The organism is Streptomyces sp. NPDC054887 (genome assembly GCF_053610585.1).
This window is the reverse complement of the sequence record NZ_JBSGYQ010000016.1, coordinates 36013-58338: the sequence shown is the minus strand read 5'-3', so window position 1 is coordinate 58338 and position 22326 is coordinate 36013. Positions and strand designations below refer to the sequence as shown.

General features: G+C 72.1%; 25 protein-coding genes. 9 read left to right on the top strand and 16 right to left on the bottom strand.

Annotated features, from left to right (window positions below):
- The first annotated feature begins 92 nt into the window (after nucleotides 1–92).
- On the top strand, nucleotides 93–992 hold the full coding sequence (locus tag ACWGH0_RS12075; protein WP_453404123.1) for an RNA polymerase sigma-70 factor: 900 nt from the start codon (nucleotides 93–95) through the stop codon (nucleotides 990–992).
- Nucleotides 993–1131: 139 nt separating this feature from the next.
- Nucleotides 1132–1896: a GntR family transcriptional regulator gene (locus ACWGH0_RS12070; RefSeq protein ID WP_453404059.1), complete on the top strand. Its 765-nt coding sequence runs from the start codon at nucleotides 1132–1134 to the stop codon at nucleotides 1894–1896.
- Between the two features lie 161 nt (nucleotides 1897–2057).
- On the opposite strand, the gene ACWGH0_RS12065 is transcribed toward ACWGH0_RS12070, so the two are convergent.
- The 3 genes from ACWGH0_RS12065 to ACWGH0_RS12055 form a co-directional block, all read right to left on the bottom strand.
- Nucleotides 2058–3215: an ROK family transcriptional regulator gene (locus tag ACWGH0_RS12065; RefSeq protein ID WP_453404058.1), complete on the bottom strand. Its 1158-nt coding sequence runs from the start codon at nucleotides 3213–3215 to the stop codon at nucleotides 2058–2060.
- 110 nt (nucleotides 3216–3325) lie between these two features.
- Complete coding sequence (locus ACWGH0_RS12060) at nucleotides 3326–3976, bottom strand: response regulator (protein WP_453404057.1); 651 nt, start codon at nucleotides 3974–3976, stop codon at nucleotides 3326–3328.
- 4 nt (nucleotides 3977–3980) lie between these two features.
- A complete protein-coding gene (locus ACWGH0_RS12055) occupies nucleotides 3981–5171 on the bottom strand; it encodes a sensor histidine kinase (RefSeq protein ID WP_453404056.1) in 1191 nt (396 codons plus the stop codon).
- Nucleotides 5172–5279: 108 nt separating this feature from the next.
- Between ACWGH0_RS12055 and ACWGH0_RS12050 the strand changes: the two genes are divergently transcribed.
- The 3 genes from ACWGH0_RS12050 to ACWGH0_RS12040 are packed head-to-tail and all read left to right on the top strand — an operon-like array spanning nucleotide 5280 to nucleotide 7430.
- Complete coding sequence (locus ACWGH0_RS12050) at nucleotides 5280–6212, top strand: ABC transporter ATP-binding protein (protein ID WP_453404055.1); 933 nt, start codon at nucleotides 5280–5282, stop codon at nucleotides 6210–6212.
- A 2-nt stretch (nucleotides 6213–6214) separates the two neighbouring features.
- Nucleotides 6215–6952: an ABC transporter permease gene (locus ACWGH0_RS12045; RefSeq protein ID WP_453404054.1), complete on the top strand. Its 738-nt coding sequence runs from the start codon at nucleotides 6215–6217 to the stop codon at nucleotides 6950–6952.
- A gap of 40 nt (nucleotides 6953–6992) precedes the next feature.
- Complete coding sequence (locus ACWGH0_RS12040) at nucleotides 6993–7430, top strand: hypothetical protein (RefSeq protein ID WP_453404053.1); 438 nt, start codon at nucleotides 6993–6995, stop codon at nucleotides 7428–7430.
- 79 nt (nucleotides 7431–7509) lie between these two features.
- Here the strand turns inward: ACWGH0_RS12040 and mug are convergent, their stop codons facing one another.
- From mug to ACWGH0_RS12010, 6 genes are all read right to left on the bottom strand, one after another.
- The gene (mug, locus tag ACWGH0_RS12035) at nucleotides 7510–8073 is read right to left on the bottom strand and encodes a G/U mismatch-specific DNA glycosylase (RefSeq protein WP_453404052.1); all 564 of its coding nucleotides are present in this window, start codon (nucleotides 8071–8073) and stop codon (nucleotides 7510–7512) included.
- A 10-nt stretch (nucleotides 8074–8083) separates the two neighbouring features.
- Nucleotides 8084–9526: an adenylosuccinate lyase gene (gene purB / locus ACWGH0_RS12030; protein WP_453404051.1), complete on the bottom strand. Its 1443-nt coding sequence runs from the start codon at nucleotides 9524–9526 to the stop codon at nucleotides 8084–8086.
- Between the two features lie 71 nt (nucleotides 9527–9597).
- The gene (locus tag ACWGH0_RS12025) at nucleotides 9598–10377 is read right to left on the bottom strand and encodes an SGNH/GDSL hydrolase family protein (protein ID WP_453404050.1); all 780 of its coding nucleotides are present in this window, start codon (nucleotides 10375–10377) and stop codon (nucleotides 9598–9600) included.
- Between the two features lie 38 nt (nucleotides 10378–10415).
- A complete protein-coding gene (locus ACWGH0_RS12020; RefSeq protein WP_453404049.1) occupies nucleotides 10416–11438 on the bottom strand; it encodes a hemolysin family protein in 1023 nt (340 codons plus the stop codon).
- The gene (locus ACWGH0_RS12015) at nucleotides 11435–13027 is read right to left on the bottom strand and encodes a hemolysin family protein (protein WP_453404048.1); all 1593 of its coding nucleotides are present in this window, start codon (nucleotides 13025–13027) and stop codon (nucleotides 11435–11437) included. The genes ACWGH0_RS12020 and ACWGH0_RS12015 overlap by 4 nt, the downstream gene beginning before the upstream one ends.
- 203 nt (nucleotides 13028–13230) lie before the next feature.
- Nucleotides 13231–13674, bottom strand: coding sequence for a GNAT family N-acetyltransferase (locus tag ACWGH0_RS12010; protein WP_453404047.1), 444 nt, complete (start codon nucleotides 13672–13674; stop codon nucleotides 13231–13233).
- Between the two features lie 91 nt (nucleotides 13675–13765).
- On the opposite strand from ACWGH0_RS12010, the gene ACWGH0_RS12005 reads away from it, so the two are divergent.
- Together ACWGH0_RS12005 and ACWGH0_RS12000 are read left to right on the top strand one after the other, a co-directional pair.
- Nucleotides 13766–13993 (top strand): antitoxin, encoded by a 228-nt coding sequence (locus ACWGH0_RS12005; RefSeq protein WP_453404046.1) that lies wholly within the window; start codon nucleotides 13766–13768, stop codon nucleotides 13991–13993.
- Complete coding sequence (locus ACWGH0_RS12000; RefSeq protein ID WP_453404045.1) at nucleotides 13990–14361, top strand: fic family toxin-antitoxin system, toxin component; 372 nt, start codon at nucleotides 13990–13992, stop codon at nucleotides 14359–14361. The genes ACWGH0_RS12005 and ACWGH0_RS12000 overlap by 4 nt, the downstream gene beginning before the upstream one ends.
- Nucleotides 14362–14485: 124 nt before the next feature.
- Here ACWGH0_RS12000 and ACWGH0_RS11995 read toward each other — a convergent pair whose 3' ends face one another.
- The 5 genes from ACWGH0_RS11995 to bioB form a co-directional block, all read right to left on the bottom strand.
- Entirely contained in the window at nucleotides 14486–15163 is a 678-nt protein-coding gene (locus ACWGH0_RS11995) for a class I SAM-dependent methyltransferase (protein ID WP_453404044.1), read from the bottom strand.
- Nucleotides 15164–15201: 38 nt separating this feature from the next.
- Nucleotides 15202–15564, bottom strand: a complete 363-nt coding sequence (locus tag ACWGH0_RS11990) for a VOC family protein (RefSeq protein ID WP_453404043.1) — start codon at nucleotides 15562–15564, stop codon at nucleotides 15202–15204.
- 18 nt (nucleotides 15565–15582) lie between these two features.
- Complete coding sequence (gene bioD, locus ACWGH0_RS11985) at nucleotides 15583–16278, bottom strand: dethiobiotin synthase (RefSeq protein ID WP_453404042.1); 696 nt, start codon at nucleotides 16276–16278, stop codon at nucleotides 15583–15585.
- Between the two features lie 130 nt (nucleotides 16279–16408).
- Complete coding sequence (locus ACWGH0_RS11980) at nucleotides 16409–17713, bottom strand: adenosylmethionine--8-amino-7-oxononanoate transaminase (protein WP_453404041.1); 1305 nt, start codon at nucleotides 17711–17713, stop codon at nucleotides 16409–16411.
- Complete coding sequence (gene bioB, locus ACWGH0_RS11975; protein WP_453404040.1) at nucleotides 17706–18911, bottom strand: biotin synthase BioB; 1206 nt, start codon at nucleotides 18909–18911, stop codon at nucleotides 17706–17708. The genes ACWGH0_RS11980 and bioB overlap by 8 nt, the downstream gene beginning before the upstream one ends.
- Before the next feature lie 143 nt (nucleotides 18912–19054).
- On the opposite strand from bioB, the gene ACWGH0_RS11970 reads away from it, so the two are divergent.
- On the top strand, nucleotides 19055–20203 hold the full coding sequence (locus ACWGH0_RS11970; RefSeq protein ID WP_453404039.1) for an 8-amino-7-oxononanoate synthase: 1149 nt from the start codon (nucleotides 19055–19057) through the stop codon (nucleotides 20201–20203).
- Nucleotides 20204–20230: 27 nt separating this feature from the next.
- On the opposite strand, the gene ACWGH0_RS11965 is transcribed toward ACWGH0_RS11970, so the two are convergent.
- The gene (locus ACWGH0_RS11965) at nucleotides 20231–20473 is read right to left on the bottom strand and encodes a DUF397 domain-containing protein (protein ID WP_453404038.1); all 243 of its coding nucleotides are present in this window, start codon (nucleotides 20471–20473) and stop codon (nucleotides 20231–20233) included.
- Nucleotides 20474–20482: 9 nt separating this feature from the next.
- Nucleotides 20483–21343, bottom strand: a complete 861-nt coding sequence (locus ACWGH0_RS11960) for a helix-turn-helix domain-containing protein (RefSeq protein ID WP_453404037.1) — start codon at nucleotides 21341–21343, stop codon at nucleotides 20483–20485.
- A gap of 237 nt (nucleotides 21344–21580) precedes the next feature.
- Here ACWGH0_RS11960 and ACWGH0_RS11955 point away from each other — a divergent pair, with 237 nt between their 5' ends.
- Nucleotides 21581–22024: an ATP-binding protein gene (locus tag ACWGH0_RS11955; protein WP_453404036.1), complete on the top strand. Its 444-nt coding sequence runs from the start codon at nucleotides 21581–21583 to the stop codon at nucleotides 22022–22024.
- The last annotated feature ends 302 nt before the right edge of the window (nucleotides 22025–22326 follow it).

Genomic DNA, 22326 nt, shown 5'->3' with positions numbered 1-22326 from the left:
GGTGTCGCCAGATGATGCGTCAGCAATAACTACCGTTGAGTAGGGTGGAGTTCAAGAGGTCGTACGGCTCCGGCGTTCGCCCGTCCGCCTCGATGTGCTGGGATGGACCGGTGACCGCAGAAACGCTGACCGAGCTCTTCGAGGAACACCGCCCCCTGCTGACCGGAGTGGCGTACCGGATGCTCGGCCGGGTCGCCGACGCCGAGGACGTCGTGCAGGAGGCGTGGCTGCGCTGGTCGGCCCAGGCACGCGACGACGTACGGGAACCGCGGTCCTACCTGGTACGGATCACGACCAGGCTCGCCGTCGACCGCTTGCGGCACGTGCAGGCGCGACGCGAGGCGTACGTCGGACCGTGGCTGCCGGAGCCGCTCGAAACCGACTTCGGGGCGACGGTGGAGGACACCGCGGAACAGGTGGTGCTCGCCGAATCCGTCTCGCTCGCGGTCCTCGTCGTTCTGGAGACGCTGTCGCCGCTGGAGCGCGCCGTGTTCGTGCTGCGCGAGGCGTTCGGCTTCCCGTACCAGGAGATCGCGGCCACCCTGGAACGCTCGGAGGCCGCCGTGCGGCAGCTCGCGGGACGTGCCCGGCGGCACGTCGGTGAACGCAGGCCGCGGTTCGACGTGGACCCCGCCGAACGGCAGGACCTGACCGAACGGTTCCTGGCCGCCGCGTCGGGCGGGGACCTCGACGCACTCCTCCGGCTGCTCGCGCCGGACGTCAGGCTCGTCGGTGACAGCGGTGGCAAGGCCAAGGCGCCGTTGCGTGTCATCGAGAGTGCCGACAAGGTGGGCCGCTTCCTGTTCGGGGCGGCCGGGCAGGCCGCTCCCGACAGCGAGTTCCGTTTCCTGGAGCTCAATGGCGGTCCCGCTCTGCTCGTCCTTTCCGGCGGGAAGCCCGACGCGGTCTTCCAGGTGGACGTCGTGGACGGTCTCATCCAGTGCGTCTATATCGTCCGAAACCCCGACAAACTCATCACTCTCGCCCCTTAAGGGCGGCATCCGCACCGCGTCGATTGGTCTTGACCAAGGCAGACGCCGGACTTATGGTCGCAGAGTTAGTGCAGGAACCTTTAATAAACAAGGGCGTGGAAACTCGCCCCGGGGACCAGGCCGATTGCGGAGGATCAGGGTGGGGACCACGCAGCTCGATACGGTGCCGGAGCCGAAGTACTGGCACCTCAAGACCGTGCTCAGCGAGGCACTCGACTCCGATTTCGCGGTCGGTGAGATCCTGCCCAACGAGCGCGAGCTCGCCGCCCGCTTCGGCGTCGCCCGCGCGACCCTCCGCCAGGCGCTCGAACAGCTGGAGCTGGAAGGCCGGTTGCAGCGCCGCCGCGGTGTGGGTACCACCGTCGCCCCGCCGCGCGTCGGCGTGGACGTGGGTGCCTCGCAGCACGGCTGGCCCGGCGCGGCCGGCGACTCGTGGCAGCCCGTCGACTGCGTCAGCGCGCCCGCGCCCGTCGCGGTCGCCCGCATGCTCGACGGCGGCGCGGGGGACGATGTGCACACGGTGCGCCGGATCCGCGTGAGCCACGGCCAGCCGGTCGCCGCCGAGCTGCTGTACGTTCCGGTGGTCTCCGTACCGGACCTCGCGGCCATCGAAGCCCCTTCGGGCCCGGCTCGCGCACGGGGAGTACTGCGGGAACTCCAGCGCCTCGCGATGGACGGCCAGGACCGCGCCGTGGAGCTCGGCTCGGCCCGCGCGGACGACGCGAAGGAACTCGACCGGCTGCCGGGCGCGCCCGTCCTCGTCGTCACCACGCGCTACTTCGCCGAGGGCAGGACCGCCGCCGTCTCCGTGGCCACCTACCGGGCGGACACCTGCCGCCTCACGTTCGGCGACTCCGGCGACCTGGAGATCAGCCACCACGCACAGGAGCGCCAGGCCTCCTGACGGCTCCGCCGCACGGCACGAGCCGCGCTACGGCATGGCATGGCGAGACGTCGCACCGCGGCCGCGTCGTACCGGCACAGTCGGTCGAACGGACGTGGCGCCGGCGCGCGTCAGGCCGGGGCCCGTCGTACGGCCGGCTTCTCGAACCGGCACCGCCGCACTCAGCGGCGGGCCGTCACCGTTCCCTCGACGGCGAAGAGCTGCTCCTCGACATGGTCGAGCGCGAGGCGCAGCGCACCGGTCGCCACGGCCGCCTCACCGAGCAGGGACAGCGCCACCTGCGGCGGACGCAGACAGTACCGTGCCAACTCGCCGCGCAGCGGCTCCAGTACGCCGTCGATGCCGGCCGCCCATCCGCCGATCACCACCAGTTCCGGGTCGAGCGCCAGGACCAGCGCCGCCACGTCGTGCACGAGCCGCTGGATGAACCGCTCGACGGCCTCCTGTGCGGCACGGTCCCCGTCCCTGGCCCGCCGGAAGACAGTGGCCACGGCCTGCTCGTCCAGCGGGAGCACCGGCTCGTCCGTCGTCGACAGCAGCATCTCCGGTGTGACCTCGCGGCCCAGCAGATGCAACGCGCCGATCTCACCGGCCGCGCCACCGAACCCGCGGTGCAGCCGCCCGCCGATCAGCGAACCCGCACCCGGGCTGAGCCCGGCCAGGACGAACACGATGTCGTCGGAGTCGACGGCGGAGCCCTTCCAGTGCTCGGCGACCGCCGCCGCGTTGGCGTCGTTCTCCACGAGCACCGGGCAGCGGAAGGAGCGGCGCAGCCGCTCACCGAGCGGCAGCCCGGTCCAGTCGGGGAGGGCCGTGCCCAGCCGTACGGTGCCGTCGGCCTCCACGATGCCCGGAGTCCCGACCCCGACCGCGCGCAGGGAGCTGCGCGGCACGCCGGTGCGGCGCAGCACGTCCGCCACCATGGCGCGGACCCGGTCGAGCCGCTCGTCCGCCGAGGCGGTCTCGGACACCGTGCGCGAACCCGCGCCGATGACACGGCCGTCCAGGCCCGACAACAGAGCGGCGATCCGGTGGGGGCCGATCTCGACGCCCATCAGGTGCCCCGCCTCGGCGCGGAACCGAAACCTCCGGGCCGGTCGCCCCTGCCGTCGCGCCTCGCCCTCCTCGGGCGGGGCCTCCACGACGAGCCCGGTCTCCATGAGCCCTTCGACAACTCCCTCGACCGTCGGCCGGGACAGTCCGGTCACCCGGGTGAGGTCCGTGAAGGTGGGCGAATCGGCGCCGCGCAGCGCGTGCAGCACCACGGCGGAGTTGATGCGCCGCAACAGAGAGGGGTCCCCGCCGGTCAACCGCCCCACGGTGTGTCCTCCCAGCTCGCGCGCTTGTTCTGCCGGATCGTACTCGCTGGTCGGTAACCCAGCGAGGCCGGACCCGCCGCAGCCGCCTCCCGCGCAGCGCCGGGGCAAGGTCAGCGGGGGGTGACGAAGCCGGACTCGTACGCGGCGATCACCGCTTGGGTGCGGTCCCGGGCGCCCAGCTTGGCGAGCACCGCGCTGACGTGCGTCTTCACCGTCTCGGTGCCCACGACGAGGCGCGCCGCGATCTCGGAGTTGGACAGACCCCGGGCCATGAGACGCAACACCGCAGCCTCTCGTTCCGTGAGTGCGGCACGGTCCATCGCCTCGCGGGCCGAACTGCTGCCGTACTCGGCGGCCAGCGCTCGGACCGCGGCGGGGAAGAGCAGCGACTCGCCCTCGGCGACGAGGCGGACGGCGTGCACGATCTCGGCGGGACGAGAGCGTTTCAGCAGGAAGCCGTCCGCCCCGGCGCGCAGCGCCTCGTACACGTACTCGTCGTTCTCGAAGGTCGTGACGACGAGAATCTTCGGCGGAGCCTGCACTGTGCGCAGGACGGCCCGGGTCGCCTCGATGCCGTCCATCAGCGGCATCCGCACATCCATTGCCACGACATCCGGCCGCAGTTGCCGTACGAGGGGAATGACCGCGGCCCCGTCGGCGGCCTCCCCGACGACGCTGATGTCGCTCTGGGCCTCCAGGACAGCTCGCAGACCGGCGCGGACAAGGGGCTCGTCGTCGACCAGGAGAACGGTAACCGGCATCCGCTCACCCTAGGCCGTCCAGAGGCAGCCTCACGCACACCCACCACTCGCCCTCGTGCGCCCCCGCGTGGGCCTCGCCACCGAGCAGAGCGGCCCGCTCCCGTATGCCCCGCAGGCCGTTGCCGTCGACGCCCGCCGCCGGCACGGAACCGTCGAGCGGATTGGTCACGTCCAGTTCGAGGCGACCCGCGAGGACCGCTATACGTACCCGAACGGGCACCGAGCCGCTGTGCCGCAGCACGTTGGTCAGCGCCTCCTGAAGGATGCGGTACCCCTCCCGTGAAACCGGCCCGGCGATGCCCTCCAACGCACCCGATACGTCCGCGTCCACCTTCGCGCCGGCCGCCCGGGCCGAATCCAGCAGACGGTCCGCCTCGGTGAGCGTCGGGCTCGCCCCCGGAGTACGGCCCGACTCCCGCAGTACGAGCAGTACGCGCTCCAGGTCTTCCAGCGCCGCCCGGCCCGTCTCCTCAATGGCAGCCAGGGCCCGGTCGGTGAACTCCGCGCTGTTCGCGGCGCGGGCGGCCCCCGCCTGCACCACGGCCACGGTCAGAGCGTGACCGATCGAGTCGTGCAGCTCGCGGGCGATGCGATTGCGCTCCAGCAACTGCTCCGTGCGCTGTTCCAGCAAGGTGAGCCGGTCGGCCGGGGAGGGCCCGAGCAACCGCCGGGCGATGAGAGTGATCAGCTTGCCCGCACCCACCACAACGGCCATCAGAACGACCAGAGGCAGCGGCGACAGCAGGGCGTGCCACCAGCGGCCCGTCGTCAAGGAGCCCAGAAGTATCGACTCGGCGACGGAACCGCCACTCGCCATGACGACCAGGTCCACCGACGCCATCGGCAACTGGACGGTGAGCATTGCCACCAAACACCCGAGCACAAGCCGCGCCTGGAGCCACACGACGGTGCGCCAGCGGTCCGCCCAGGACGACGACGGCGCCGCGACGACGGTCACGTCGTCCTGGCCGTCGCCTTCAGCCAGCAACAGCAACCGGGCCTGCACGCCTTCCACCAACCGCACCCACGGAACCAGGCCGGCCAGTGCCACCAGCACCACGGGTACGTACAAGTGGGACGTGTCGATGAACATCCACAGGCCGATCACCACCACGGCGATCCACAGATGCAACCAGCGGGTGTAGGTGACCGGTCGGGTCAAAGGGCGCAGGAGTCTCGATACGGAGTGGCGCATGACGTCATCGTCGCAGTGGTGCTCGCGCCAACGGCTCCCCCGTGCGGGGGAGACGATCCCCTCGGACGGGGGAGGACCGGACGGTACCGCGGAGGCCAGCCTGAAGCCATGAACAGCATCGACGTCCAAGAGCTCACCAAGCAGTACGGCGCCACACGCGCCGTGGACCGGCTCACCTTCAGCGTGCGGCCAGGCCGGGTCACCGGCTTCCTCGGACCCAACGGCGCCGGCAAGTCCACCACCATGCGACTCGTCCTCGGCCTCGACCGGCCCACGTCAGGCTCGGCCACCGTCGGCGGACGGCGGTACGCGGAGATCCGGGAGCCGCTGCGCCGGGTGGGAGCCCTGCTCGACGCCCAGTCGGCGCACGGATCGCGCACCGCCCGCGACCACCTCCGCGTCCTGGCGGCGAGCAACCGCATCGCAGTGCGCCGCGTCGATCAAGTGCTGGAGGAGTCCGGTCTGGCAGCGGTAGCGGGGCGACGGATCAAGACATTCTCGCTGGGCATGCGCCAACGCCTCGGCGTCGCAGCAGCGCTGCTCGGTGATCCACCGGTGGTGATGCTCGACGAGCCGTCGAACGGACTCGACCCGGAAGGCATCATCTGGATAAGAGAACTGATGAAGAGCCTGGCCCGCGAGGGCCGCACGGTGCTCGTTTCCAGCCACCTGATGAACGAGACGTCGTCGTTCGCCGACCACCTGGTGGTGCTCGGCCGGGGCAGGCTGCTGGCCGACACCTCCATGCGGGAGTTCCTCGAGGCGCGCAGCCGCCCCAGGGTCCTGTTGCGGACCACCGAGCCACACCGCCTGCGAGCCGCAGTCGCCCGTATGGGGCGCGTACTCGTGCCGTCGGAAGACGGGCGCTGGAGCGTGGACGGCGCGAAGGCCGGGGTGATCGGCGCGACAGCGGCGCGGGAGGGCATCACGATCCTCGAACTCTCCGACGCGCAGCCCTCGCTGGAACAGGCATACCTCGATCTCACCGCGTGCGAGGCACAGTTCGCGTCCGCGCGCCCCACCGCTACGAGGGAGGTTTGACCATGCTCTCCACCGCTGCGCTGCACTGCGAGTGGCTCAAGATCAGATCCATGCGGTCCATCGCCGGCTCACTGGCCGCCGTCTTCGCCGTCACGACGGGGATCACCGTCCTGGTGAGCGCCACGGTGGGGCAGGCGGAGGCCGGCACGGCGGACTTCGACCCGGTCTTCGGTGCCTTCTACGCCGTGAACCTCGGCCAGATCGCGGCCATAGCCTTTGGCGCCCTGGTGGTTTCCTCCGAGTATGTGAACGGTGCCCTGCGGATCTCGCTCGCCGCCGTTCCCGACAGACGACGGTTCTACGCCGCCAAGATGGCCCTCGTGGCGGGACCGGCGCTGGCCGTGGGGGTGGGGACGGGGTTCACAGCGTTCCTGGCGGGCCAGGCGTTCATGGGCGAGTACGCGATAGGGCTGGGGCACCCGGGCGCCCTGCGCGCGTGCGTCGGCTCCGGCGTCTACCTGTCCCTGATGGCTCTCCTCGCGGCCGGCCTGACCACCGTGCTGCGCAGCGGAGTCGCCGTGCTGAGTCTGCTCATACCTTTCATCCTGATCGTCTCGTTCGTGATCGGCGATGTCGCGGGAGGAGCCGCCGCGTACCTGCCGGACCGGGCCGGGCAGTTGGTGATGCGGCAGGGACCCACCGGGAGTCTGGGGCCATGGACGGGACTCGGGGTGACTGCCCTCTGGGCAGCGGCAGCGGTGCTCGCGGGATGGTGGACGCTGCGGCGTCGCGACGCCTGACAGAAGGCCAGTTGTCAGTGCCGGGAGGTTTACTGACGACATGAGCACCGCACGGTATCTCGCCCTCATAGACCTCTTGCGCGCCCGGGAGTTCCCGGCCCGGCGCGGCAGGTCGGACAGCGGTTTCAGCGGACCCGGCTACCACACGGCGGCGCTGCGGGCCGCCGGTGAGCCGGCGGACGAGGACGCCGTGAACCGTCTTCTGGCGCGGGAACAGTGCGTGGCCGAGCACGACGCACTGGTGGCCGTGCTGGGCGGAAGGTGGGGCGAGCCGCAGGTGTTCAGCCTCTGGAGCGTGCTGGAACGGAGCATCCGGGGCGAGGACATACCGGCGCCCTGGGACGAGCTGAGCGCGGGGTTCGGCAGTCTGCACCTGTGGCGGACCGACGGCAGATGGATCGCCCTGGGACTCGCGCTCGAGGACGAGGGGCCGGCGTACGAACTGGCGGTGGTCGTCACCGACGTCGACCCGCCGTAGGAGCGGTCGCCGGAGTCCCGGCTCCTCGACCTGGCGGCCGGCGCCCCGCACGCCGGCACCGCACGCGGCGGCCGCGCCGTCAGCTCCCGGCTTCCGGGCTCCGGGCGGAGTCCTCGGAGGCGATCCGCAACCGGGCGAACTCCTCGGCCATGGTCTGTGCGGTCCAGTGGGCGTTGAGTCCGCTGGGGTTGGGCAGGACCCAGATCCGGGTGTCGCCGATCGTCCGCTCCTGCGGCCCGACCGTGGCCTTCCGCTCGGCGAACGCCGTGCGGTAGGCGGTGATGCCGACGACCGCGAGCCACTTCGGCCGGAGCAGCTCGACCTTCTCCGTCAGAACGCGGCCGCCTTCGCGGAACTCCTCGTCGCTTATCTCGTCGGCCCGCGCGCTCGCCCTGGCCACCACATTGGTGATGCCCAGACCGTAGGAAAGGAGTTCGCCCTGCTCCGCCGGCTTCAGCAGGCGGGGGGTGAAGCCCGAGAGGTGCAGAACCGGCCAGAAGCGATTGCCGGGGCGGGCGAAGTGGTGGCCCGTGGCGGCCGACATCAGCCCGGGATTGATGCCGCAGAAGAGCACCCGCAGACCACCCGCGACCACATCGGGGACGAGGCGGTCGCGGGCGGCCAGGAGCTCTTCGGGTGTCATGCCGCGCGGATCAGAGGATCGACCCGGGGGTGTACCCGGCGGCGTCGGGGTGCTGCTTGACGATCTCCTCGATGCGGGAGACCACGGCACCGACCTGCTGGGCCGCCGCCCCGGTGAAGGACAGCTTGTCGGCCATCAGCTCGTCCAGCTGCGCCCGGTCCAGCGGGATGCGCTCGTCGGCCGCGAGCTTGTCCAGCAGCTCGTTGCGCTCGGCACCCTGCTCACGCATCGCCAGCGCCGAGGCGACGGCGTTCTCCTTGATGGCCTCGTGCGCCAACTCGCGGCCGACCCCGGCCCGCACCGAGGCCATGAGCACCTTCGTCGTGGCGAGGAAGGGGAGGTAGCGGTCGAGCTCGCGGGCCACGACGGCCGGGAAGGCGCCGAACTCGTCGAGCACCGTGAGGAAGGTCTCCAGAAGGCCGTCGAAGGCGAAGAACGCGTCGGGCAGTGCGACACGGCGCACCACGGAACAGGAGACGTCGCCCTCGTTCCACTGGTCGCCCGCCAGCTCGCCCGTCATCGAGGCGTAGCCGCGCAGGATCACCATGAGGCCGTTCACACGCTCGCAGGAGCGGGTGTTCATCTTGTGCGGCATCGCGGACGAGCCGACCTGGCCGGGCTTGAAGCCCTCGGTCACCAGCTCGTGGCCGGCCATCAGCCGGATGGTCTTGGCCACGGAGGAAGGAGCACCGGCCAACTGCACCAGCGCGGTGACGACCTCGTAGTCGAGGGAACGCGGGTAGACCTGGCCGACCGAGGTGAAGGCCTGCGAGAAGCCGAGGTGGACGGCGATCCGCTGCTCCAGGTCCGCCAGCTTCGCGGCGTCGCCGCCCAGCAGGTCCAGCATGTCCTGGGCCGTGCCGACCGGCCCCTTGATCCCACGCAGCGGGTAGCGGCCGAGCAGCTCTTCCAGTCGCCCGTACGCCACCAGCAGCTCGTCGGCCGCCGTCGCGAAGCGCTTGCCGAGCGTCGTGGCCTGGGCCGCGACGTTGTGCGAGCGGCCCGCCATGACGAGTTCCGCGTACTCGCCGGACAGCTTGCCGAGGCGGGCCAGAACGGCGACCGTACGGTCGCGCATCAGCTCCAGCGACAGCCGGATCTGCAGCTGCTCGACGTTCTCGGTGAGGTCGCGGGAGGTCATGCCCTTGTGGACCTGCTCGTGTCCCGCGAGCGCGTTGAACTCCTCGATCCGCGCCTTCACGTCGTGGCGCGTGACCTTCTCGCGCTCGGCGATCGACGCGAGGTCGACCTGGTCGAGCACGCGCTCGTAGTCGGAGATGGCCTCGTCGGGCACCTCGATGCCGAGGTCCTTCTGGGCACGGAGCACCGCGAGCCACAGCTGGCGCTCCAGCCTCACCTTCTGCTCGGGGGACCACAGGACGGCGAGTTGCGCGGAGGCGTAGCGGCCGGCCAGGACATTGGGGATGCGAGGCTTCGCAGGAGCAGCAGTCACGTGACCAGATTCTACTGGCGGTTTGTGCAGGCCAGCGCCGCGGTCCCCTTTGTGGCTTGCTACGAGAGGCGCTACTGGTGAGGAACCTCGTACGGCAGCAGTTCGGGCCGTTTGGCCGGGCGCCCGTCGCCCGAGGAGCGCCCCGTCACGCGCCGTCCGATCCACGGCACCAGGTGCTCGCGCGCGAACCGCAGGTCGGCGCCGCGCCGCGCCACCCATCCCGGCAGTACGCCCGGTGCCAGCGGGGCCTGCCAGTCCTCCTGCGCGGCATGGCCGAGCGCCTGCCACACCGCCTCGGCGACCCGCCGGTGCCCCTCCGCCGTCAGATGCAGCCGGTCGACGTGCCACATCCGCGGGTCGGCGAGCACGGGTGCGCCGTACAGGTCGACCACCAGCGCGCCGTGCCGCGCCGCCAGTCCGTCGATGAACTCGAACAGCTGCTCCATGCGCGGCCGGAAGCGTTCCATCACCGGCCCGTTGCGGCCGGGGCTGCGCATCAGCACCAGCTGCTTGCAGGAGGGTGCGAGTTTCCCGGCCGCCTCTTCCAGGAGCCCGCACACCCGGCCCATGTCGACCTTCGGCCGGAGGGTGTCGTTCAGCCCACCCACCAGCGTCACGACGTCCGCCTGCATCGCGGCCGCGACATCCACCTGCTCGGTGACGATCTGCCCGATCAGCTTGCCGCGCACGGCCAGGTTCGCGTAGTGGAAACCGGGCGTGTTCGCGGCGAGGCGTGCCGCGAGCAGATCCGCCCAGCCCCGGTACGAGCCGTCGGGCAGGGCGTCCGACATTCCCTCGGTGAACGAGTCGCCGACCGCGACGAGACTGGTGTATGTGGCATTCAGTTCCATGGCGGAGCGATCGTATCCCGTCCGGGCGGGACGCCGGGCTAGGACTGCCTCTGGTCCGGCCGCCCCACCAGCTCGCGCAGCACGTCCTCCATGGTGACGAGCCCTGCCGGATCGCCGTCCTCGCCCAGCACCGCGGCCAGGTGCGTCCGGCTGCGCCGCATCGCCGTCAGTACGTCGTCGAGCGGCGTGGCCGCCCGCACCCGCGCGATGGGCCGCAGCGCGGAGACCGGGAACGGCACGTTGCGCGGCGCGGCGTCCAGCGCGTCCTTGACGTGCAGGTAGCCCAGGATCCGCAGGCCCTCCAGCACCGGGAACCGGGAGAAGCCCGACTCGGCCGACAACCGCTCCAGATCCTCCGGCGTCGTTCCCATCTGGGCGAACACCACCCGCTCCACCGGCATGACCACGTCCGCGACCGGACGCCGGCCCAGCTCGAGCGCGTCGTGGAGCCGCTCGGCCGCGCGGTCGTCGAGCAGACCGGCATGGCCGGCGTCCGTGACCAGCCGCGCCAGTTCGTCGTCCGTGAACGTCGCGGAGACCTCGCTCCTGGTCTCCACGCGCAGCAGCTTGAGCAGTCCGTTGGCGAACGCGTTGATCGCGAAGATCACCGGTCGCAGCGCCCGGGCCAGCGCCACCAGCGGCGGTCCCAGCAGCAGCGCGATCCTGACCGGCTCGGCCAGCGCGATGTTCTTCGGCACCATCTCACCGAACAGCATGTGCAGATACGTCGCCGCCGCCAGCGCGATGACGAACGAGATCACGTGCGTCAGGCCGTCCGGCACGCCGACGGCGTGGAAGAGCGGTTCCAGCAGGTGCGCGATGGCCGGTTCGGCGACCACGCCGAGTACGAGGGTGCACAGCGTGATGCCGAGCTGGGCCGCCGCGAGCAGCGCCGCGACGTGCTCCAGGCCCCACAGGACGCTGCGCGCCCGCCGGTTCCCTTCCTCCGCGACCGGCTCGATCTGGCTGCGGCGTACGGAGATCAGGGCGAACTCCGCGCCGACGAAGAAGGCGTTGACGACCAGCGTGAGCAGGCCGATGAGCAGTTGGATCACGGTCATCGCCCGGCCTCCTCTTCGCCGGCCCCGGACCCGGCCCCGGAGCCCGACCCGGCCCCGGACTCAGACCCCGACCCCGCCCCAGACCCCCGACCCGACCCGGATCCAGAACCCGACTCAGGCCCCGACTCGGTCCGCGGCTGGGTCCGCGACTGGGACCGCCCCCCGGCCCCCGGCCCACGACCGTCACCACGCACGCCGGCCGAACCACTCGGCCGGCCGGCCGTGCCCGAGCCGTTCGCCGAACCGTCCGCCGAACCGTCCGCCGATCCGTCCGCCGATCCGTCGGGCGGCGGCGCGTGCATCAGCACCCGGGCCGCGCGCCGCCCCGCCGCGTCCACCACGTCCAGTCGCCACCCGGCCAGTTCGATGCGGTCACCGACGGCCGGAATCCGGCCCAGTTCGTGCGCGACCAGCCCGGCGAGCGTCTCGTACGGACCTTCGTGCACCCGCAGTCCGACCCGCTCCAACTGGTCGGTCCGCGCCGCACCGTCCGCCGACCACAGTTCCCGCCCGTCGGCGTCCTCACCCGCAGGCGCGAGGTCTGGCGTCTCGTGCGGATCGTGTTCGTCGCGCACCTCGCCGACGACCTCCTCGACGATGTCCTCCAGCGTCACGACGCCCGCCGTGCCGCCGTACTCGTCGATGACGACGGCCATGGTCTGCTTGCCCGACAGCCGGTCGAGGAGACGGTCCACGGTCAGCGACTCGGGTACGAGCAGGGGATCGCGCAGCAGCGCCGAGACGGGGTGCGACGGCCTTCGCTCGGCGGGCACGGTCAGTACGTCCTTGATGTGGGCGATGCCGACGACCGAGTCGAGGCTGTTCCGGTAGACGGGGAAGCGCGACAGCCCGGTGGCGCGCGTCGCGTTCGCGACGTCCTCCGCGGTGGCCTGCACGTCGAGAGCGGTGACCTGCACGCGCGGTGTCATCACGTTCTGCGCGCTCAGCTCGGCCAGGTTCAGGGTCCGTACGAACAGCTCCGCCGTGTCGGCCTCCAGCGCTCCCTCCCGCGCGGAGTGCCGCGCCAGGGCGACCAGTTCCTGAGGGTTGCGGGCCGACGCCAGTTCCTCCGCCGGCTCCATCCCGAAGCGCCGTACGATCCGGTTCGCGGAGCCGTTGAGGTGGCTGATCAGCGGGCGGAAGGCGAGGCTGAAGATCCGCTGCGGGGCGGCCACGACCTTCGCCACGCCCAGCGGCGAGGAGATCGCCCAGTTCTTCGGCACCAGCTCGCCCACGACCATCAGCACCACGGTGGACAGCGCCGTACCGATGACCAGCGCCACCGACGACGAGGTCGCGGGGGACAGGCCGAGGTCCTGGAGCGGCCCTTGGATCAGCTTGCCGATGGAAGGCTCGGCGAGCATGCCGACGAGCAGGTTGGTCACGGTGATGCCGAGCTGGGCGCCGGAGAGCTGGAACGTGAGGCTGCGTACGGCCTTCAGGGCGCTGGCAGCCCCGCGCTCGCCGCGCTCCACGGCGCGTTCCAGCTCTCCGCGCTCGACCGTGGTCAGCGAGAACTCCGCCGCGACGAAGGCTCCGCAGGCGAGCGAGAGCAGCACGGCCACGGCGAGCAGAAGCACTTCGGTCATCGGTTCACCTCCGTCCCATGGTCGGGCAGGGCGGGAAGGAACGCGCGACGTCGACTGCGGGGAGGCTCGCCCATGGGCGGACGCTCACACCTTTCGGAGGAAGAGGTGGCTGCTGGCGGTGACTGCTGGGGTGAATGATCCGCCCATGGTAGAGGCCGAGCAGGCCGCCGCCGAGGGCGTCCGCCCGCTCGGTCCGCCCGCGTTCATCGCACGAACGGTTTGACCCATCGCCGCCACTGCGGCTGGGGGGCGTATCCGGCGGCCCGCCAGGCGTGATGCGCCCGCTCGTTCTCCGTCAGCACCATCGCGTCGCCGCGCCGCCCGCCCAGCGCCCTGAAACGTTCCTCCGCCGCGGCGAGGAGCGCGGAGCCGACGCCCAGCCGCCGGCGGTCCGGACGCACTGCAAGCCGGTACAGATGGCAGCGCCAGCCGTCGAAACCCGCGATCACCGTGCCGACGAGCTCGGCGTTCCCGCCGCCGTCCGCCGCCAGCTCCGCCAACAGCAGCGCGTTCGGGTCCCGGGCGACGAGCCGCTCCACCCCCGCGCGGTCGTCGCTGATACTCGTGCCCTCGGCGGCGTCCTTCCAGAAGGCCAGCACCGCGTCGAGGTCGTCGGGCGTCGCGGCCCGTATCCGAAGATCATCCATGCGGGGCATCCCACCACCTCCCGCCCCGGGGCGTCGAGCCCGTTCCCCGCTCCTCTTGCCGGTGCTAGCGCTGCCGCGCTAGCTTGGTGGTGTGGCAAAGACTCAGCTGAACGTACGCGTGGACGAGTCCACCGCGGAGGCGGCGCGACAGCGCGCGCTCCAGCGGGGCATGAGCGTGAACCGCTACATCGAGGAGCTGGTCCGGCAGGACGCCGGGGAGGTGGGGCGTACGTTCGTCGAGGCCGCGTCCGACTTCATGAAGCAGTACGAGTCGGTCTTCGCGGAGGAGTTCGGCACGGAGCGCGAAGGCAAGCGTTGAGTCTCAGGATCGATCTCGCCTGGCTTCTCATGATCGCCGAACACAAGACCCCGGGCGACCCGCAGGTCGTCGACTGGGGCGCGCTCGTCGCCGCCGTCGCCCGGCACGAGGCCGAGATATTCGGCATCCCCGTCTACAGCGATCCGCCCGCCCGCGCCGCCGCGCTGCTCCAGTTGCTCCTGCACGTGCCGGCTCTTGAGCGTTCGAACGCGATGTTCGCCTCGGCGGTGGCGTACGGCTACCTCGTCGCCTGCGGGCTGAAGGTCGTGACCTCGCCGGAGCAGGTGCGTGACCTGGCGCGACTCGTGAAGGAGGGCAAGGCGGACGTCCACGCGATCGCGGACGAGCTGCGTCAGTGGAGCCTCTGACGGGGCGAACCGCACAGCACCGTGCCTCGGCCCATCGCAACAGGCGGACCGCACAGCACCGTGCCCGGCCCATCGCAACAGGCGGACCGCACCACGCCCCCATCCAGCCGCGAGCCCCGCCCCATCACCCCTCGACACGCGGCCGGTGCGCCACCCCCAGCACGCAGAAGGACGACGGCAGGCGCGGGCCCTTCTCCGGCACGGTGAGCCGCCGGTACGCGCCGAGGTCGAACCCCGCCGCCGTGATGCCCGCGAGCGGGTCGCGCGCGGTGTGGCACCCGCCGAAGAGCACCGGCCACACGGTCTTGTCCAGTGCCCGCTGGGCCGTCACCATGGCCCGGCCCCCGCCCCGGCCGTGCTCGAAGAAGCGCAGCTCACCGCCGGGCCGCAGGACGCGCCTGATCTCGGCCAGGGCGCGCGGCACGTCCCGCACGCTGCACAGCACCAGGGAGACGACCGCCGCGTCGAACGCCTCGCTCTTCACCGGCAGCGCCTCCGCCGCACCCGGCACCACGTCCACCGGGACACCGGCGTCCACCGCCGCCCTCAGCGCCAGCCGGCGCAGGCCGCGCTCCGGTTCGATGGCCACGACCTCCGAGACGGCCGACGGATAGTGCGCGAAGTTCAGCCCGTTGCCCGCGCCGATCTCGACGACCCGGCCCGAGAGCCCGGCGAGCAGCTCGTCGCGGTACGCGGCCACCCCGCCTCTCAGGTCGGCCGCCACACTCAAGCGGGCGTAGAAGCGGGCGAAGAGCGGGTGGTGCACGGCGTCCCGGGGAACCCTGCTGCGGCGTTCGGGCATCGCGGACCCTCCTCCGGTGTGCGTACGTACCGCGATACCTACCCCGCCGGGCGGCTCACGGCGCGCACGAAGCAGAACTCGTTGCCTTCCGGGTCGAGGAGCACCTGGAAGGAGCCGTGTGTGTCCTCCACGATGCGGCCGGTCCTGGTCGCGCCGAGCCGCTCCGCCTCGGCCGTCGCCGCGGAGATGTCGCCCGCGTCGAGGTCGAGATGCAGCCGGTTCTTGGCCGCCTTCCCCTCGGGTACGCGCTGGAAGGCGACGCGGGTCCATTCCGGCGGGTCGACGTAGGACCAGTCCGGGCTCCGGTCGACCGGTTCGCCGCCCAGCAGGGCGGCCCAGAAGCGGACCAGTACGGCGGGTTCCGCGCAGTCGAAGACGATCTCGTCGATACGTGCTCGCATGACGACGACCCTACGGCTTCACGGAGTCCAGGTCCCGCCGAGCGCCGGTGCGAGCCAACGGGTGGCCGCACGGCGGAAGTCGGCGGGGTCGAGGGCGCCCGCGCCCTCGGGGACGGCGCCGAGCAGGGGAGCCCCGCCGGCCGCCACCGGCAGATCGGCCACGTTGCAGCGCTCGGCGAGGCCCGGGCTGCCGGGCCAGCTGCCGATGACGACCCCGAGCATGTCGATGCCCCGGGCGCGCAGGGCCTCGGCGGTCAGCGCCGTCGAGTTGAGCGTGCCGAGCCCGGCGGGCGTGACCACCAGCACCGGAGCGCCGAGGAGACGCGCGGCGTCGGCGAGGGTGGCGCCGTCGCCGTCGAAGCGGACGAGGAGTCCGCCGGCGCCCTCGACGAGCACGAGGTCGTACTTCTCGGCCAGTTCCGTCGCCGCGGCGGCGACGTCGTGCGGCCGCACAGGGGGCAGCCCCGCGCGCCGGGCGGCGGTGTCCGGCGCCAGCGGCTCAGGGAACCGCGCCAGTTCGACCCCCGTGACGCCGTCGCCCGCGAGCCGTACGACCTCCTCCGCGTCCCCCGGCTCTCCCGGAGCGAGACCGGTCTGGGCCGGCTTGAGCACGGCGACGGTACGGCCCTGCGCCCGGGCGACGGCCGCGACCGCTGCCGTCACGACGGTCTTGCCGATCTCGGTGCCGGTGCCACTGACGACGATGACGGCCATGCGGTCTGCTCCTGCGGTAGGGGTACGGATTCCTGTCGTGCCGGGTACGCGTCGTGTCCGTACGCGGGGGGCTTCTCCCGCCCGCCCCGGAGGCACGTCGCCCCCAAAGGGCGGGCCGGAGAAGGACCCGCTAGGCGCCGGCGGTCGCCGCCGCCCGCACGGCCGCGCAGACGCGGCCCAGGTCGGCGTCGTCGGTGACGTACGGCGGCATCGTGTAGATCAGGTCGCGGAACGGGCGCAGCCACACGCCCTCGCGGACCGCCGCCTCCGTCGCCGCCGCCATGCCCTTCTCGTCCAGCGGGCGCGCCAGCTGCACGACCCCGATCGCGCCCAGCACGCGTACGTCGCGGACGCCCGGCAGCTGCGCCACCTCGGCCAGACCGTCGCCCAGCCCCGCCTCGATCCGCTTGACCTCGCTCACCCAGTCCTGGCCGAGCAGCAGCTCGATCGAGGCGCAGGCCACCGCCGACGCCAGCGGGTTGCCCATGAACGTCGGGCCGTGGGCCAGGACCGGCAGTGCGCCGCGCGAGATCCCGTCGGCCACCTCGGACGTGCACAACGTCGCCGCCATCGTCAGGTAGCCGCCGGTCAGCGCCTTGCCGAGGCACAGGACGTCGGGCGAGACCGACGCGTGCTCCGCGGCGAAGAGGGCGCCCGTACGGCCGAAGCCCGTCGCGATCTCGTCGAAGATCAGCAGGACGCCGTGCTCGTCGCACGCCTCCCGCAGCACCCGCAGGTACGCGGGCGAATGGAACCGCATCCCGCCCGCGCCCTGCACCACCGGTTCCACGATCACGGCGGCCAGTTCGTCCGCGTGGCGGGCGATCAGCGCGCGCAGGTGATCGGCGTACGCCGCGTCGTACTCCGCAGGCGGCGCGTCCGCGAAGACCTGGCGCGGCAGCACCCCCTGCCACAGCTCGTGCATGCCGCCCTGGGGGTCGCACACCGCCATCGGCTGCCAGGTGTCCCCGTGGTAACCGCCGCGCCAGGTCAGCAGGCGCTGCTTGCCCGGCCGGCCCACCGACCGCCAGTACTGGAGGCACATCTTGACCGCGACCTCGACCGACACCGAACCGGAGTCGGCCAGGAACACGTGCCGCAGCGGCTCCGGCGTGATCTCCACCAGCTTCGCGGCCAGGCGCACGGCCGGCTCGTGCGTGAGCCCGCCGAACATCACATGGCTCATCCGGTCGAGCTGGCCGCGCGCCGCCTCGTTGAGGACGGGGTGGTTGTAGCCGTGGACCGCCGACCACCACGACGACATGCCGTCGATCAGCTCGTCCTGCCCGTGGGCCGGCCGGGCCAGGCGCAGCCGTACCCCGGACGCGGACTCCACCAGCAGCGGCTCCGCGCGGCCCGGCATCGGACCGTACGGGTGCCAGACGTGCTCCCGGTCGAGCCGCAGCAGCTCGGCCGGGGACAGCGGCTCAGGCATTGGGCGCGAGGTCCGTTCCGGCGCCCCTCCGGCGCACGGACACCAGGTCCGTACGGGCGGCCGGGATCTCCGGGGCCTCCGCCGCCGGCTCGTCGGCGGCCGGCTCGCCGCACACCGAGGCACAGCCGCCACCGGCGTGCTCATCGCCGTCCTTCTCGCCGTGCCCGCCGCACGCCGAGGCGCAGCCGCCACCGCCGCGGTGCTCCGGGAGCGTCGTCGTGCCCGCCCCCTCCACCTCGAAGCCGGCGTCCGCGATCATCTCCAGGTCGGCCTGGCCGGCCTGGCCCTCACTGGTCAGGTAGTCGCCGAGGAAGATCGAGTTGACCAGGTGAAGCGCCAGCGGCTGCATCGTCCGCAGGTGCACCTCGCGCCCGCCCGCGAGCCGTACCTCCACGTCCGGGCAGACGAACCGCACCATCGCCAGGATGCGCAGGGCGCGCTGCGGCGTCAGGTTCCACTCCTTGGCGAGCGGCGTCCCCTCGAACGGGATCAGGAAGTTCACCGGCACCGAGTCGGGGTCGAGTTCGCGCAGTGCGAAGACCACGTCCACGAGGTCCGCGTCGCTCTCGCCCATGCCCGCGATCAGGCCCGAGCAGGCGGACATGCCCGCCGCCTGCGCCTGCTGGACCGTCTCCACACGGTCGGCGTAGGTGTGGGTGGTGGTGATGGCCCCGTACGTCGACTCGGAGGTGTTCAGGTTGTGGTTGTACGCGTCGGCGCCCGCCGCCCGCAGCCGCTCGGCCTGCCCGTCCGACAGCAGCCCGAGGCAGGCGCAGACCTCGACGTCCTCGTTCTGGTCCTTGATCGCCTCGATCGTCTTGGAGACGCGGTCGACGTCCTTGTCCGTCGGTCCGCGCCCGCTCGCGACCAGGCACACCCGCTTCGCCCCGCCCGCGACTCCGGCGGCCGCCGCCTTGGACGCCTCGTCCGGCTTCAGCCAGGTGTACTTCAGGATCTCGGCCTTCGAGCCGAGCCGCTGCGAACAGTACGAACAGTCCTCGGGGCACAGGCCCGACTTGAGGTTGACCAGATAGTTGAGTTTCACCCGCCGTCCGAACCACTGGCGGCGTACCTTTCCGGCCGCGGCCACCACATCGAGCAGCTCGTCGTCGGAGGTCGCCAGCACGGCGAGCGCTTCTTCGCGGGTCGGCAGCTCGCGCCGCAGCCCCTTCTCCACCAGCGTGTTCAGCAGGTCCATGGTGCCGATCCTGGCCTACGGCACCGCCTGCGGCCAAGGAGGAACCGCACAAGAGCGGCCTCATGAGGTGTGGGTATCGCCACACCCTGACCTCGCGCGGGCCCGGCTAGTGTCTGTGGGCTGCCTACAAAAGGGACTCTTCCATGCCCCAGGGACCGTTCGACTGGATCGACGAGCAGGCGGCGGTACGCGCGAAGGCCGGGCTCGTCAGAACCCTGCGCCCGCGCCCCGCCGAGTCCGCCCAGCTCGACCTCGCGAGCAACGACTACCTCGGGCTGGCGCACCGGCCCGAGGTCACCGCCGCCGCCGCGGAGGCCGCCCGCCGCTGGGGCGCCGGGGCCACCGGATCGCGGCTGGTCACGGGCAGTACCGAGCTGCACGCCGAACTTGAGCGGGAATTGGCCGATTTCTGCGGCTTCGAGGCGGCCCTCGTCCTCTCCTCCGGTTACGCCGCCAACCTCGCCGCGCTCACCTCCCTCGGCGGCCACGGCTCGCTCATCGTCTCGGACGCGCTCAACCACGCCTCGATCGTCGACGGCTGCCGGCTCGCGCGCGCCACCACCGCCGTCGTGCCGCACGCGGACCCCGACGCCGTGCGCAAGGCGCTCGACGCGCACGGCGGCCGCGCCCTGGCCGTCACCGACTCGGTGTTCTCGGTGGACGGCGACGCGGCGCCCCTTCCCGCACTCGCCGCCGCCTGCCGTGCGCACGGCGCGGGCCTGCTGGTCGACGACGCCCACGGTCTCGGCGTCCTCGGCGAGGGAGGCAGGGGAGCGCTGGACGCGGCGGGCCTGGCGGGCGCGGACGGCGTCGTGGCCACGCTCACCCTGTCGAAGTCGCTCGGCAGCCAGGGCGGAGCGGTGCTCGGCCCGGCCCGGGTCGTCGACCACCTGGTCAACACGGCCCGTACGTTCATCTTCGACACCGGTCTCGCACCGGCCGCCGCGGGCGCCGCGCTGGCGAGCGTCCGGCTGCTGCGCGGCGAGCCGGAACTGGCCGGGCGGGCGCGGACGGTCGCCGCTTCGCTGCACCGGGGGCTGACGGACGCGGGACTGTCCGCCGTACGCCCGGACGCGGCCGTGGTGTCGGTCCTGGCGCCCTCGCCCGCGCAGGCGCTGCGGTGGGCGGCCGACTGCCGGGCGGCCGGCCTGGTCGTGGGCTGTTTCCGCCCGCCGTCGGTGCCGGACGGGATCTCCCGGCTCCGGCTCACCGCACGCGCGGATCTGACGGACGCGCAGGTCGGGGCGGCGGTGGCCACGGTCGTGCGGACCGCTCCCGCCGCCGCGTTCTGAACGCCGGGCCGCTCGACGCCGGCCGCCCTACGGCCGGCCGCCCTCCCCGAGCGCCTCGTCGCGCACGGCGGAGAGGAACGACGTCCACGTCTCCGCCGCGAAGAGGAGGGCGGGCCGTGCGACGTGCTTGGAATCGCGTACGGCCAGCAGGCCGTCGTCGAGGCGGGCCGTCTCGACGCAGTTGTTCATCCCGGTGCTGCGGCTGCTGCGCCGCCACCGGGCTCCGCTCAGGGACGTGCTGGACGGGACGTGCGCGAGGGGTTCGGACATGGTGCCTCCCTACCGGGCATCACCGATGCGGGCGATGAGAGCGGATGATTCCTCGGGTGAAAGGGCCTGTGCCTGAAGCGCGTTGAACGCGGCGTCGTACGCCTTGAGGTCTTCTTTCCGTTCGAGATAGAGGCTACTCGTCAAGTGGTCGATAACGACCACATCCAGATCAGCCATGTTCGGAAAGGAGAAGATAATGAAAGAACCCGTGAGCCCAACGTGGGCTCCGGACGCGTACGGCAGTACCTGCAGACGGACGTGGGGCAGTTCCCCCGCCTCCAGCAGCCGCCCCAACTGCTGTTTCATGACCTGCCGGCCGCCCACGGACCGGTGCAGCACGGCCTCGTCCAGCACCGCGCTCAGCTCCAGCGGTCTCGCGGCGCCCAGCACCTCCTGGCGGGCCGTCCGCACTTCGACCAGCGCATCCACCTTCGCCGCCGGCATCCCCGCCAGCGCCGCCCGGGTCACCTCCCGCGCGTAGTCCGGCGTCTGGAGCAGCCCGGGCACCACGGCGGTCTCCAGCGTGCGCGCCGCACCCGCCTGCGACTCCAGGCTGATCAGGTCGCGGTACTGGGGCGGCAGCAACCCGCGGTACGCGTGCCACCAGTGCTTCCCGCCCGCGTCGGCCGACGGGCCGGTCAGCGCGTCGACGAGCTCCCGCAGCCGGGGGTCCGTCACTCCGTACACGTCGAGCAGCCGGGTCACGTCGGACGGCTTCACCGTGCTGCGCCCGGTCTCGATCCTGCTCACCTTCGACTGGTGCCACCCGACCAGGCGGGCGGCCTGGGGACTGGTCAGCCCCGCCCTGTCGCGCAGCCTGCGCAGTTCCTCCCCGAGCTTGCGCCGACGCACCGCGGGACTGTGCCGCATGTCCGCCTCCTTCCCATTCCTCCCAACGGGCCAGGATGCGCCGGTGGAAGTCCGCGCGGGGGCTCACCTGCCAGATTTCACCGCTTCGAGCGACAGATATATGCACATCTCGGGGGATCACGCCCTGCTGCGACACCGTGAATGGCACTCTGGCGCGAAGCACAGTCCGAGGCCGTCCTCGAAGTTCATCCGCTACGAGTCGGAGTCCGGCCCCGGTGGGAAAGGGACAGCGTCGCCATGGCAGACCACCAGGAAGCATCCGTCACTCTGCCGAGCGAGCCAGCCTCGGTCTCCGCCGCGAGGAGATACGTCGCGCGCATCCTCGGCGAGTGGGGCATGACGCCGGGATCCGACGCCGCCGAAACCGTACGGCTGATCGTTTCGGAGCTGGCCACCAACGCCGTGCAGCACACCTTCGGCCAGTCGCCGACCTTCACCGTCGACGTACGGCTCGACCGGTGCGAGCAGCTGCGCATCGGAGTGACCGACAGTCACCCCCGCTGGCCCCGGCGGCTTCCCGCCGCCGTCCAGCAGGACAACGGGCGCGGCATAGTGATCATCCGGTCCCTCACCGCCGAGTGCGGCGGACGGGTCTCGGTCCAGCCCACCCGGGAGGGGGGCAAGACCGTGTGGATCGAACTGCCGTGGACCGCCCCCGTACAGCAGCCCGTCGGCCCGTAGCCGAGGACGCCGGCCCACGGAGGCCGGTCCCGGAACGACCGTCCCGACGTGCATCGGGAACGCGAACCCCGACGTCCCGGCGACCGCCCCGGCGGCATCCGGCACGCCGCCCGCCCCCGCCCCGCGTTCGGACGGGGTCGGACATGCCACCGCTCCTCGGCACCGCGCTCCGCACAGAACTCGTTGCCCCCGGGGCCGGCCACGACGGCCCGGACCGTCCTCGACGCGCTGGTCGCCGACCGTGCGCGCGCCGAGGCGGGAAGGTCCTGGTCGCGGACGTATCTGCCAGGACCGACAGTCGG